Raw genomic sequence first — 13,330 nt, 5'->3', positions numbered from 1 at the left:
ATTAGCTTTTTTGTTGGCTATTTAAAGATTTTCATACAGTTTAATGAGTCCCTGTGTGCCATCATCACCGAGCCCTTTTTCGTCAACCATTGTTTCGTAGAGCTCTTTGGCTAACTTAGTGGCTGGTAAATCCAGCTTCATTTTATCCGCTTCATCTAACGCGATTCGCAAATCTTTTAGGAAATGCTTAGCGAAAAAGCCAGGCGTGTAATCACCCTTAAGGATTCGAGGCGCATAGTTATCCATGCTCCAGTTATCGGCGCCACCGCTACTTAATGTATCTAAGACATCCGTCATATTCAAGCCGGCATGCTGGGCGTACACCATCATTTCAACGGTGCCAGTCATGGTACCAGCAATCATGATTTGATTAGCCATCTTGGTATGCTGACCCTTTCCCGCTGGCCCGAACAAATGAACCTTTTGCCCAACCAACTCAAGTAACGGCTTCGCTGCGTCATAAGTTGCCTGATCACCACCGACCATCACCGTCAAGGTAGCGTTTTTAGCCCCAACGTCACCACCCGAAACCGGTGCATCTAGTGCGTGGGCATTAAGTTCTTCAGCCTTGGCAGCAATCTTTTCCGCCAATGTCGGGGTACTAGTGGTCATATCAACCACTGTCTTACCTGCTGTTAGCGTACTAAAGATACCTTGATCACCAAAATAAATCGACTCAACATCAGTTGGATAACCTACCATCGAAAAAATGACATCCGCCTGCTGTGCGACTTTAGCAGGTGTATCTGCCCAAGTTGCGCCCTTTGCGACTAACGCATCCGTCTTCGATTTGGTCCGGTTGTAAACCACTAGCTCATGACCGGCATCTAACAGATGACCCGCAATGGCACCACCCATGACACCCGTACCGATAAATCCTAATTTCATAAATAAAGCCCCCTAATTGGTTGCTAATTTTTTATCTAAATACTTGGCTAACTTTTCTTTAGGATACACGCCCGTCACTTTTTCGACAGCTTTACCATCGCGGAAAAGGACTAGGCTTGGAATACTCATCACTTTGTAATTCATGGCTAAATCTTGATTATGTTCCACATTCAATTTGCCAAATTTGATGCGATCCCCATACGTCGATTCTAACTGTTCAAGAACTGGGTCCATCATTTTACATGGTGCACACCAGTCGGCCCAAAAATCAACGAGGACCATCCCAGTAGCGGTTTCTGCTGCTAAATTATCCTTAGTTATCGTGACTGCCATCTGCTGTCCGTTTCCCCTTTCTTCGAATAAAGTGAATAATCAATGTGAGCACGACTGCACCTAGGACCACGAGTCCAAAGGCCGTCGCCGAAATTTCAATATCAATCATCGGAATACTTACAAATAACTTAATGGCAATCAGAGCAATCAATGCATATGCCATTGGTTCGAGTTCCGGAATGAACCGCATTAATCTGATAATCAGTTCAGCCACACCACGCATTGCCAAAATTCCAATCAAACCACCAACTAAAACAATGACTGGATTGGATGAAATCGCTAGCGAAGCAAGTACCGAATCGATTGAAAAGACAATATCCATTAATTCAATTTGTATAACCACCGACCAAAACAGCGGGATACGCCTTTTTTTACCGGAGACCAGTTTACGTGTATGCTTGACCCGCGACTTAGAGAAATATTGAATCGTTAAGAAGAGCAGATATCCCGCTCCCAAAACCTTAATTTCCCAGAAATTAATCAGGTAAACGCCCATCCCAATAATCAGGAAGCGGAAAATATAGGCACCCCAGATACCGTAAAAAAGCGATTTTTCACGCAGTTCCTTAGTAGGCAGCGCTTGGGTCTGTGCGGCTAATACCACCGCATTATCCACTGAAAGTAAACATTCAATCAGTACCAAGGAAAAAATCACCAGCCAATCACTACCTGAACTGATGACGGTTTCCCAATTATGCAAATCAAAAAATGGTCCGTAAAGCTTTCCGATTAGATCAAACAATCTAACACATCTCTCCTATCGTGGTCTTAATATTTGTATCATACAGAAATCACCCAAGGGTATCAAGTAGGGAGTTGGATATTTTAGTAACCATCAAACCGATTCAAACTATAAGTGTTAATGACATTGACCAACTTCTTGGCGTAAGAAGGATCCGTTGCATAACCGTTCTGCTGAAGCAGTTTCGCCGCAGTGCGGTAATTAGTGACATTGGCTGGTAAAAACTGCTGCGCAACTACCGCGTCATGGTCTAAAATTGCTGACTGCAAGTTGGGGTAAACACGGAAGTTGGCGTTGATGCGTTCCTCTTTACCGTTAACATATTCAGTAGTCGGAAATGACTTTGTGTGCCCATTATAGCTGCCCTTGATGCCAAACGGATTCTTTGCGTCTTGGTACAACTGAGAATGGCCCCAATTGGATTCAATGATCGCTTGAGCAACCACGATACTTGGTAACACCTGATGGTTATCCTTATAAACGTTGATTGCGGGTTTAGCCACCGAATCAATAAACTGACGTTGCTGTCGCTGTTCCGGTGTCTCCGTGTTAGCTGGCTTACTGGTTTGCGTCTGCTGGTTAGCTAGGTAATGATCCATGACGTAGCGGACACCCAAGCCGCCGCCAATGACAAATAAAGCTAACAAAAAGATTAAGGTCGCAACCCCCTGTGAATTATTCTTTTTACTACGGCGTTTTTTCTTGGCCAAAAACTGTGTCTCCATTCATCAAAATTATTGTTAATCCTAAGCTTAGTTTAACATGTCCTCTCGTTGACTAAGAATTAATAATTCATTAATTTAAACTGAATGTCTGTAACTGATCCGGAATGTGGTAAATCACCGGTGCTGTTCGTTCCAGCATCTCTGGTGTCAATTGCAGTTTAACGATTCCTAATCGGTTATAGGACTCATAGTAATAAGACAATGACTCCGTGACCGTTGCCGCCCGATAAATCGAATAGTTCTGCTGATAGGCCGTACTCTTAGGAACACATACCCCATTCAACAAATGCCACATACTGATGATACCCGCGTCTTCATCTGCAGGCTGATTTGTTCTTTCTTTGTAGTATGCTGCCCGAATAAATCGAGAACCCGGTGTGTATGATCCAGCTGGAACCTTCTTGCCCGAAAAACTGCCTGTAGTTACCCGTGGTGTATTCAACGGCACCGTACCAGCCTCAAATTCCGGCGTAAAAGTCATATAGTCCTTAAGCTGGCTAAGTTGCCGTTCAAAATCATAGGCGTTGGTCAAGATACCCAAGGGATTCTCGTATATCTTAAGCGGTTTTTCCGAAGTTTCAATGGCAACGATTCGTCCCGTAGCATCTGACGCAACGAAATGTAGTTCGGGGTAACCATAGGGTTTAAAGGCCCGTTCACCACTCATTAACTGGATTTCATTCATGTGTGCTTCGATTTCTGCGATTGATTTAAAATGGCCAAGCAGGTACAGCGGTAATTCAAAGGGCGCAATGGAATGCTTATTTAAATCTGGCTGGTGATCAAACAGTGCACCATTAGCGAAGGTCAGTTTTTGGACGCTTAGACCAAATTCGTTGATGCCATCAGAAATATCAATTTCTTCATCATGAGCACCACCACTGCCAATAATGGCGTAACGGTTTTGATAAGCTTGGTTATCATATACTGAACGCCAGTGATATTGACGAGGAACAAATACCGGACCGGCACCTGTTGAATGCCAATCCATCGTTCTTCCCAATACATGTGTCCCATCCAGCGCGATTTGATAGATACTCGTACACATATTGTCACTACCCCTTTGGTTGACTGAGTTGCCTTAAGATCTTTTCGAATTGTTCATCAATTTGTTTTTGTGCCCTTTCAGAAATCCGTTGATTAGGCTGCGCTTTTTTGAGAATCGGTTCTGCAACCTTTAAATAGGTAAACAAAACTTGGCTGACGTCTAAATGATAATCGGCAGCTAATTGTTTCGCAATTGAAAAACGCTGATTTGTATTTAATCCGGCATAACGACTTTGATATTGGTTTGACATGGTCATTTCACACCCTTCATTTCAAGAAAACCAATTATAAGCAAAAGTTGACCTAATTAATAGTATTTTGAATTGAATTCATTTTCACAATAGATAATCTAGCTAAATAGTCCCGCTACAGAGTGTCTGCCGGCTGAAATGTTAATTATTTCAATTTTAAGAATTGAAACACAAACCCCTATCGGCTATGTTAATATAGTAGTTATATATATGCGCCATCAGTGGCGACATTTTAAGGGAGATATTATTCAATGAAAGAGCGGATACGTCAGTTACACAATCAACGAATCTTTTCATTGCTGCTATGGCTCATTGCAATCTTTGTTGCAATTGTGATGATGCCTAACACCTCTGATCTGATTCAATCTAAAGGTCAGCCGCAGTTGGCTAATAACAGTCAGCCTATGGTGGCCCGAAGTATGCAGAACACCTGGGGAAGAAACCAATCTGGTGCTTCACACGTCACCGTGGTCTTCAATAATCCCAACGGTAAGCTGACTGCCACACAACAGTCTAAAATCGATGAGACTATTCAACGCCTGACTGAAAAAGAAAAAACCTATGGCATTCAGTCGATTCAAACCATGACCACGAATCCTACGGCCAAAAGTCAGTTCTACTCTAAAGATGGTTCCACCGAAACCGTTCAGTTAGCGATTGCTCAAAACCAGGGTGATTCCCGCGTGCTTGCTAAACAGCTACGCACACAGATTCGAACGGCTGGGCTGTCAACTTATCTGACTAGTCCAGAACTGGTTAATGATGCCGCAAATGAAAACATTAGCCGCGTTACGACCCTTGCAGCTATCCTTGGTTTCATACTAAGCTTACTGATCATTGGTGTCATCTTTAAATCCTTGATTGCACCTTTGATTTCAACATTATCGATGCTGATGATGTACGCTGTTTCCTTAGGTGTCGTCAATAATTTGGCCAGTCGTACCAGTTTTCCATATTCTGAATACCTGCCATTATTAACCCTATTACTGACATTAATACTGGGTACTTTAGGCCATTACTACCTCTTCAACGCATTCAAACAGAACGTCGCAGCTGGCCAAGATGGCATCGAAGCAACGACGCACAGTGTTCATTCTGTTCGTAACTTCTTGTTGATTCTCGGGGGCACACTGACGATTATTTTTGCCAGCTTCTACGCCTTCAGCTTCTCAACGATTCGGGCCATGTCTGGCTTAGCCATCGTTACGATCATTACCATGATTGGTCTTTACACCATTGCCCCAATTTTTATGCAGCTCTTAGGCGAACGCTTCTTCTGGCCAGCTGTTGACCTGCCTTCACGGCCACACCGTTTCTGGAATTGGATGGCTCGTTTCGGCCTCTGGCAACCTTTCGTTGCAATCATTGCGGTGTTGTACGTTGTCGGGCCATTTGCCATTTTATACCGAGATAACTTGAATTTCTCGGCAGCTAAAACGGTCGCTCCTACTAATGAAGCAATTGCTGGTATGCGTGTGCTCAACGCCCACTTTGGTGAAGGTAAGGCAACACCAATCACCGTTTACATTCGCAGCAACAACCGGGTCGATAACGAAAAGGCCCTTCTCCAAATCGATAATTTAACTTCTAAACTGCAGTCGATGCCCGGTGTTTCCGGTGTCACTTCACTGACTCAGCCAAACGGCCAGCCAATGAACGAATACTACGTGAACACACAGTTGAACCAAATGAATATGACGCTAAAGGGTGCGACTGATCAGCTTTCACAACTTCAATCAGACCTTAAAGGTAACCGTTCTGACCTGAGTCAAGTCAAGCTGAGTGAATCGGCTGACAAGCTTGATAGTCTGGTTTCGAAAACTAACCAGCTGGCAGATGATACCAGTACCGTCCGTTCACAAGTCTCTGAAGTTGCTGGACGAGCTAGTGTTTCACAAAGCTCATCGGCCTCCAGTCGCGTAAGAAACTATCAACGCCTGCTTAGTTTGGTTACTAGTCAGCTTCAGACCGTTGCAAGCAACATGCGGGTCTTAAACGACGAAGCGACCTCAGCAGGTAATGACGGTCAAGCAGTTCAATCGAACGTTTCAGATTACGCTTCTCAAGTTTCATCCGTTCAAGACAGCTTAAAGAAAACTACTTCCAGTTTGAACGGTCTAATCAAGTCTTATAACAATATCTACAGTTATTTATCAGCGTTACAAGCTTCGGATGCTGCTAAGGTTTACTACATTACCCCTGAACAATTGACGGGCATGCAGTTCCAGCAGTCATTGCTAAGCAACACCAGCCAAGATTATAAAACCACTCAGCTGCAGGTTTATCTGAAGAATTCTGCTGCTAGTGATAATAATTCGACTACGATTAAGCAGTTACAGTCTGAAGTAAACACGCAATTGCAAGGAACTACCTTAGGCAAGGCTAAGATTGCTTACACCGGTCAGCCAGTTGTTCAACACACGATTGAACAGTCTGTCAGAGCTAATGCCGGTTGGCTAATCTTGACCATTGGCGTCATTACCTTCTTGATTGTGGCCCTTCTAAGCGGCTCAGTCTTACAGCCAATCTACTGGCTGTTTACTTTGGCATTGGCTGTTATGGGCGGCGTTCAGCTCGCACAGCTTACTAGCCACTTCATGTCCGGTGATCCGAACTTCAACTGGCAAGTACCACTAATTGCCGCTGTTCCGTTACTCATCATCAGTGTCAGTTTACTGATTCAGCTCGCAATCAGCTATCGGTTTAAAGAAGCTACGATGCTAGACTGGCTGTTACCAGGTGTCAGCTCACTGGGTCAAATCATTCGTTACCAAGTCTTTACGGTATTGGTGATCTGCCTGGTCATGTTCAGTGTTAACTTTGCACCACTGACACAAGCAGGCTTAATCATTTTGTTTGCAACGGCCATCTTTGACATTATCCTACCAATTATCGTGACATCAGTTGGTAAGCTAACCATCACGTTGCCTTCGAAACGGCCCCACTTGAAACGACATGCAAGATAACGAGTCATTAATAAAAAACACTATCTCGATAATTTCGGGATAGTGTTTTTTATCTTCTATTAGTTGCCATTAACTGGTCGTACTTCGTAACTGGCCTGACCGTTCTCATACAAACCATATAAGATCTGGGTCCTAGCTTTATCAAAGTAGCCCAGATTTAAAAATACCTTATCATCCACTACCTCTACACCATTAAACGCAGCTTGAAAGAATTTCCTAGACAATGAAAGCTCTTTTTCAATGCTACTCATCTTTTCCACGGCTGCTGGAAGCCGGTACCCTTCATCCAGTAACTTTTTAATGATACTTACTTGAAGAAAAGTATGAAAGTCATAGACACGCGCCTTATTTTGATCATCTCTGGTAATGGCTGATATATACTCACGCTGCTCCCAGTAACGGAGCTGACGGGATGATACACCAGTCATTCGACTCAGTTCACCAATTCGAAATACAAATTTATCAAAATTAACTATGTTGGGAATTTGATACTTCATCTCATAACCGCCTCTCAGGATTTGCATCCTTATTATTCCACATTCTGACTTAATGAGCAAAGTTACTTGTCTCAAGACCTCGAATTACCAGAAAAGTTTGGATAGTATTGTGAAATTATTACGTAAATTACAGATTGATATAGATTGTTTAACGTCATTGACACTACTTTGTTACATAACTGAAATAATTAACACGTACACTTATTGTTGTACATAAAAGACGGATAAGTTAGGGGTTTTTGTTCAATGAAGAATTTAATCACGAAGAGTATTATTGCCATTGCGGCATTCTTTAGTTTCGCAGTTGCTGGTGCACAGGCGACAACAGCGCATGCTGCAAGCACGGACGCAACTTACAGTACCGTTTATACGACAGCTAAGAGTAAGCTGGGTCACCCATATGTTTGGGGCGCAACTGGTCCTTACTCATTTGACTGTTCTGGGTTCACTAGCTATGTTTACAAGAAAGCTGCTAAGATTACAATTCCTCGAACTGCCCAAGCACAATACAATGCTTACAAGCATGTTAGCGGTTCTAACGTTAAAAAGGGTGACCTAGTCTTCTTTGGTTACAGTACCCGTAGTATTAGCCACGTTGGCTTGTACGTTGGTAACGGCAAGATGATCGATGCTCAAAACCGCGGTGTGGTGAAAGAAAAGGTTCACGCACCATGGTGGCACGTTGTTGGTTACGCACACGTCACTGATTTTAGTACGGATGCATCTCAAAATTAATTCACACATATAACAAAAGCTTGATTGTTGGTTTTAAACCGACGATCAAGCTTTTTTAATCTCATGTTTTAAAAACACCTTACCTGTTACTACAGTTGTTTAACCATCTTCACGTGTTTAATACCGACTTCTTCAAACGGTTCACCGGTTTGCTTAAAGCCCAATCGATCATACAAGCCGATAGCCGTTGCTTGCGCATTGAGTTCTACTTGAGTTCCAGGTGTCATTTCTGCAATCACCTGCTGTAGCAATGCCATGGCACACCCGCGGTGACGAAACGACTTCAACGTTGCTACCCGTTGAATATGGACGACCTGATCCTCATAACGGATTCTAGCAGTCACCACTGGCTGCCCGTCAACGTAGCCAACATAGTGGGTCGTCTGAGTATCTAGACCATCAAACTCTAACTGGGCTGAAATGCCCTGTTCCTTCACAAAAACAGCTTGCCGAATACTGGCCGCATCCGTGTATACCTGATTATTTGTGTTTTCGGCTGACTCAATTTTCATCGCTCACACTCCTTATTCGTTATATTATACCGCACTTTTAAAGAGCGAAATCCGCGGGGTTTGAGTATTGATATGCTATACTGGTGGCAAGAAAATTACGAAAGCAGGCGGGCGTTGTGCAAACTCATCACATTTCACTTTTGACAAAAAACGCTAAGCAGAACATTCAGTTTTACACACATGTTCTAGGTTTACGACTAGTTAAAAATTCCGTTAACCAGGAAAACATTCACATTCGACACCTATTCTATGGCGATTATTTGGGCACACCTGGCTCAGTGATTACCTTTTTCGTATTACCGTTACTCGGCCATCGAACAGATGGTAATCATTTTATCAACGGCATTCGTTTAGCCATTCCAACTGGTAGTAAAACTTTCTGGCAAGATCGACTTTCTAACGCAGGTGTTACCGTGACCGAAGCTGACGGTAATCTGACGTTCGATGATCCTGACCAAATCCCCGTAACTATGGTGGAAACTGATCATCAGCTCACTGAGTGGCAGATTGTACCCAATAACGGCATCGACCCCAAGTACCAAATCTGTCGCTTCATGGGTACTGAACTACACGTGCCTGATGTCAGTGCTTCGCAGGCCTTCTTTGAAAAACTATTACACTTAACGGTAACCAATAACGTTGTTGAATTGGATGGCGCCGAACAAATCAAACTGGTTCAAACCACTGATTTTAGCCAAATAACACGCTTTGGTCGTGGCTCTATCGACCACGTGGCTTTACGAGTTGCAGACGAAGCAGAGTTACTACATTATTACCATCTAGCAGAAGAACAGGGCTGGAACATTGAAATGTACCGGGATCGTGGCTGGTTTAAGAGCCTCTATATTCGTGAACCTGGTGATAACCGGATCGAACTAGCCACCCCTACTCCCGGTTTTAGCCTTGACGAACCCATCCTGACACTTGGTAACAGTTTGGGGTTACCACCAAAATTTGAATCACTGCGACCGACCATTATGGACTACTATGCTAAGCAGAATGTTGATTTCAGCGACGATGGTGATTTGAGCTGGGATGCGGATGAATAAGTTGGTAATTGAATAACTGCATTTGCGACTGTTATGTAGCCTAATCAGGCTTCTCCAAGCAGAGTGCTGCATGTAACCACGTAATAACCAAAATCCAAACCCGGGATTTTCATTATCACGCGATTACACTCCGCACTCTAATCGCTTGGGTCCGCACCTTGCTTAATCGGGCTTCTCCAAGCAGAGTGCTGCACATAAGGGCGTCTCCGACAAAATTCCAAAGTTCACGGAATTTCATCGAAGACGCCCTTATGTTTCACACTCTACCCGCTTGGGTCCGCACCTTGTCTTAATCAGGCTTCTCCAAGCAGAGAGTTGCACAGAAGGGCGTCCAACAGAATTCCCAAGTTCACGGAATTCCGTTGGACGCCCTTCTGCTTCACTCTCTAAACGCTTGGATCCGCACCTTATCTTAATCAGGCTACCCCAAGCAAAGTGCTGCATGTAACCACAGCACAACCAAAATCCAAACCCGGGATTTTCGTTGTCCCGCGGTTACACTCCGCACTCTACCCGCTTGGGTCCGCACCTTGTTTATTTATTATAACTTTCCACAATCACATCATCATCGGTCAGCGTCAAGTTCGTCAGGCTGCCATTTGCTGGACGCACCGTCAAATCATACTTGCCACCGCCATACCGTTCCATCAGACTTAATAAAGTGTTACCGTGACTAATTAACAGTACATTGTCCCCATCCTTTAAGTCTGGATTACTTCGAATCAAATCAAAACCTTGATCCACCCGCTGCCAATATTCTTCGTTATTTTCAGCTTGGTGGAACGGATCAGCTTCCTTCAAGTAATCCTTAGCTTTGCCGATAGAATACTTCGTCACAATATCCTTAAAGGTTGGTAACCCATGAGGCGCACCCGCCAAATACCAAGCTTGTGCCATGTCATTACCTTCGTAATAACCATAAAACTCCTCACGGAAAAACATTGTTGTTTGCGCTTCTGTAACTGCCGAGGCATTATTTTCTTTTAAAATCAACTTTGCCGTATCCATGGCCCGAGTTGTATCACTGCAATAGGCCGCCTCAAAGTGAATGTCAGCTAGCCGTTTACCGGTAGCAACCGCACCATCAATCCCCTTTTGAGTGAGTGGTGAATTACTCCAGCCCTGTAATTTATTATAAATATTAAAATAAGTTTGCCCGTGACGGACAACGTATAAATTGAGTTTAGTCATTAAAAGACACCTCATTTCTTAAGTTACTTCAAGTATATCACCATCCGTAAGGAACAAAAGGATGAAAATGAAAGCGCTAACTAAAACAATTGACTTCTTATATTTTGCTAAATTTTACGACGAATACGGCACAACCCCCAAAAGTCTGCTAAACTAATGAACATTAAGAATTAATCTGTTGTAAAAAGGGGTCACTATTTTGCAGTTTATCAAGCGCTTATGGCGAAAAACGGACACGCGACTTGGTTTTGCCACCTTGTTGCTGGTCTGTTTTTGGCTGAAAACACTGCTCGCCTACTTCGTTGACTTTCACGTCACTCTCAACGATCCGCTGCAGGTAATTTTATACATCTTAAACCCGATTCCAACTGCAATTATTTTCTACAGCCTGGCGCTTTACATTAAGCGTACCCGGCTGTTTTATACGTCAATCATTGTATTGGATATCTTGAATACTGTGTTACTCTACCTAAACGTGATTTACTACCGTGAGTTTACTGACTTTATGACCGTTTCCACCATGTTAGGCTATAACAAAGTCAATCAGGGACTCAGCGGCAGTTCCATTGCACTCACCAACTTTCATGACATTTTCTTCTGGCTAGATTTGGTTGTCATCGTTATTTTACTGTTCACCAAACGGATTAAAACTGATGATCAAAAACTAAACTGGCGTGCAGGATTCGCCGTCACGTCGCTAGGCTTTCTAGCCTTTGGGTTAACTATGGCAGTCAGTGAAATGAACCGGCCACAGTTGATCACCAAGACCTTTGACCGCTCTTACGTGGTCAAATATCTCGGTTTAGACACCTTTACCCTCTATGATGGGATGAAGACTCAGCATAATAGCGATGTCCGTGCTACGGCCAAAAAATCGGAGTTAACGGACATTTTGAAGTTTGTCCACAAACATTATGCTAAGCCTAACCAGAATTACTATGGTAAAGCCAAGGGTAAAAACGTCATCGTGATTCATTTGGAAAGTTTCCAGCAGTTCATGATCGATAAAAAGGTTGATGGTAAAGAAGTGACACCGTTTTTAAACAAGCTTTACCATAGTCAATCAACCTATGCCTTTGACAACTTCTTCCATCAAGTTGGTCAAGGTAAAACCAGTGATGCAGAGAACATGTTGGAAACCAGCACTTACGGTTTACCTCAAGGGTCATTGTTTGCACAACTTGGTAGCGATAATACGTTCCAAGGTGCGCCATCGATCCTCAAACAAAAAGCCGGTTACTCCACTGCCGTATTCCATGGTAACGTCGCCAGTTTCTGGAATCGAAATAACACCTATAAAAATTTAGGTTACCAATATTTCTTTGATGCCAGTTACTACGATACTTCTGGCGATAAGTCACTTGGTTTTGGTTTGAAAGACAAGTTGCTGTTCAACGACTCCGTGAAGTATCTGCAACGCTTGCAACAGCCATTTTACGTGAAGTACCTGACTGTCACAAACCATTTTCCATTCTCCCTAGATAAAGAAGATCAGGATGATGGTTTTAAAGGCCCTGATACTGGTGATAAGACCGTTGACAACTACTTCAAGACCGCTCACTACCTAGACGAGTCTATCAAAGAATTTTACAGCTACCTGCACAAAACGGGACTAGATAAAAAGAGTATGGTTGTCTTATACGGTGACCACTACGGTATTTCTAATTCTGAAAACACCAGTTTGGCCAAGGCCTTGGGTAAGAATCCTAGTGACTGGACCGACTTTGACAACGCCCAGCTTCAGCGTGTGCCATTAATGTTCAACATGCCTGGTACCAAGGGCGGCTACATTAACCATACGTACGGTGGCGAAATTGATGTCTTACCAACGCTGTTACACTTACTAGGTATCAGCACGAAACAGTACATTCAGTTTGGGACTGATTTATTCTCAAAGGAACATGATACCGTGGTTGCCTTCAGAAATGAAGATTGGGTCAGTGACCGTTACACTTGCTTATCGGGCGCCGTTTATGACAATAAGACTGGTCAAGAGCTGCACCCGAATAAGAAACTGCAGGCCCAAATTAACAAGGTGCAAGCAAAGGTCAAGCACGAACTCAGCCTATCAGATTCCCTTAATCAGAAGAACTTGTTACGGTTCTATCATCCTAAGGGACTCAAAGCCGTTAACCCAGCAAAGTACAACTATGCCAATGGTTTAAGCAAGGAAATCAATATTGAACGTCGCTTAAAGGGTAAGTCTACCAGCCTCTTCAGTGAGAATGGTAATCAATCAACCCAATCAGATTACAAGACAAATGCGCCAGAGTTAAATCATAAGTCAACGGATACTAACCGAATCAAGATTACGAATCCGGACGCTAACAGTGGTGATAAGTAAATCGATCATACTAGTTTAAAAAAGCTGTTCCATAAGGCTATATTGATAAA

13 protein-coding genes are annotated in these 13,330 nt (G+C 43.3%); 4 read left to right on the top strand and 9 right to left on the bottom strand.

Going from position 1 to position 13,330, the window contains the following annotated elements; genetic code table 11:
- Positions 1-21 precede the first annotated feature (21 nt).
- The 6 genes from AC6H04_RS06075 to AC6H04_RS06050 form a co-directional block, all read right to left on the bottom strand.
- Positions 22-888: an NAD(P)-dependent oxidoreductase gene (locus AC6H04_RS06075; RefSeq protein WP_497570842.1), complete on the bottom strand. Its 867-nt coding sequence runs from the start codon at positions 886-888 to the stop codon at positions 22-24.
- A gap of 12 nt (positions 889-900) precedes the next feature.
- On the bottom strand, positions 901-1,221 hold the full coding sequence (gene trxA / locus AC6H04_RS06070) for a thioredoxin (RefSeq protein ID WP_497570841.1): 321 nt from the start codon (positions 1,219-1,221) through the stop codon (positions 901-903).
- A complete protein-coding gene (locus AC6H04_RS06065; RefSeq protein ID WP_497570840.1) occupies positions 1,202-1,963 on the bottom strand; it encodes a TerC family protein in 762 nt (253 codons plus the stop codon). Before AC6H04_RS06065 ends, trxA begins: the two co-directional genes overlap by 20 nt.
- Positions 1,964-2,046: 83 nt before the next feature.
- On the bottom strand, positions 2,047-2,673 hold the full coding sequence (locus tag AC6H04_RS06060; protein ID WP_497570839.1) for a glycoside hydrolase family 73 protein: 627 nt from the start codon (positions 2,671-2,673) through the stop codon (positions 2,047-2,049).
- Positions 2,674-2,758: 85 nt separating this feature from the next.
- Complete coding sequence (locus tag AC6H04_RS06055; protein ID WP_497570838.1) at positions 2,759-3,736, bottom strand: linear amide C-N hydrolase; 978 nt, start codon at positions 3,734-3,736, stop codon at positions 2,759-2,761.
- Positions 3,737-3,743: 7 nt separating this feature from the next.
- The gene (locus AC6H04_RS06050) at positions 3,744-3,992 is read right to left on the bottom strand and encodes a hypothetical protein (RefSeq protein ID WP_497570837.1); all 249 of its coding nucleotides are present in this window, start codon (positions 3,990-3,992) and stop codon (positions 3,744-3,746) included.
- A 245-nt stretch (positions 3,993-4,237) separates the two neighbouring features.
- On the opposite strand from AC6H04_RS06050, the gene AC6H04_RS06045 reads away from it, so the two are divergent.
- The gene (locus tag AC6H04_RS06045) at positions 4,238-6,952 is read left to right on the top strand and encodes an MMPL family transporter (protein WP_497570836.1); all 2,715 of its coding nucleotides are present in this window, start codon (positions 4,238-4,240) and stop codon (positions 6,950-6,952) included.
- A 59-nt stretch (positions 6,953-7,011) separates the two neighbouring features.
- Here AC6H04_RS06045 and AC6H04_RS06040 read toward each other — a convergent pair whose 3' ends face one another.
- Entirely contained in the window at positions 7,012-7,449 is a 438-nt protein-coding gene (locus AC6H04_RS06040) for a MerR family transcriptional regulator (RefSeq protein WP_497570835.1), read from the bottom strand.
- A 246-nt stretch (positions 7,450-7,695) separates the two neighbouring features.
- On the opposite strand from AC6H04_RS06040, the gene AC6H04_RS06035 reads away from it, so the two are divergent.
- Positions 7,696-8,184 (top strand): C40 family peptidase, encoded by a 489-nt coding sequence (locus AC6H04_RS06035; RefSeq protein ID WP_497570834.1) that lies wholly within the window; start codon positions 7,696-7,698, stop codon positions 8,182-8,184.
- An 89-nt stretch (positions 8,185-8,273) separates the two neighbouring features.
- On the opposite strand, the gene AC6H04_RS06030 is transcribed toward AC6H04_RS06035, so the two are convergent.
- Positions 8,274-8,696, bottom strand: a complete 423-nt coding sequence (locus tag AC6H04_RS06030) for a GNAT family N-acetyltransferase (RefSeq protein ID WP_497570833.1) — start codon at positions 8,694-8,696, stop codon at positions 8,274-8,276.
- A 116-nt stretch (positions 8,697-8,812) separates the two neighbouring features.
- On the opposite strand from AC6H04_RS06030, the gene AC6H04_RS06025 reads away from it, so the two are divergent.
- Entirely contained in the window at positions 8,813-9,745 is a 933-nt protein-coding gene (locus AC6H04_RS06025) for a VOC family protein (protein ID WP_497570832.1), read from the top strand.
- A gap of 534 nt (positions 9,746-10,279) precedes the next feature.
- Here the strand turns inward: AC6H04_RS06025 and AC6H04_RS06020 are convergent.
- Positions 10,280-10,936, bottom strand: a complete 657-nt coding sequence (locus AC6H04_RS06020) for a histidine phosphatase family protein (protein WP_497570831.1) — start codon at positions 10,934-10,936, stop codon at positions 10,280-10,282.
- Between the two features lie 208 nt (positions 10,937-11,144).
- Here AC6H04_RS06020 and AC6H04_RS06015 point away from each other — a divergent pair, with 208 nt between their 5' ends.
- Positions 11,145-13,280: an LTA synthase family protein gene (locus AC6H04_RS06015; protein ID WP_497570845.1), complete on the top strand. Its 2,136-nt coding sequence runs from the start codon at positions 11,145-11,147 to the stop codon at positions 13,278-13,280.
- The last annotated feature ends 50 nt before the right edge of the window (positions 13,281-13,330 follow it).

The sequence above is a fragment of the Secundilactobacillus sp. MJ173 genome (assembly GCF_059704265.1).
The sequence above is the reverse complement of the archived record's forward strand: the minus strand, read 5'-3'. Positions and strand labels throughout refer to the sequence as shown.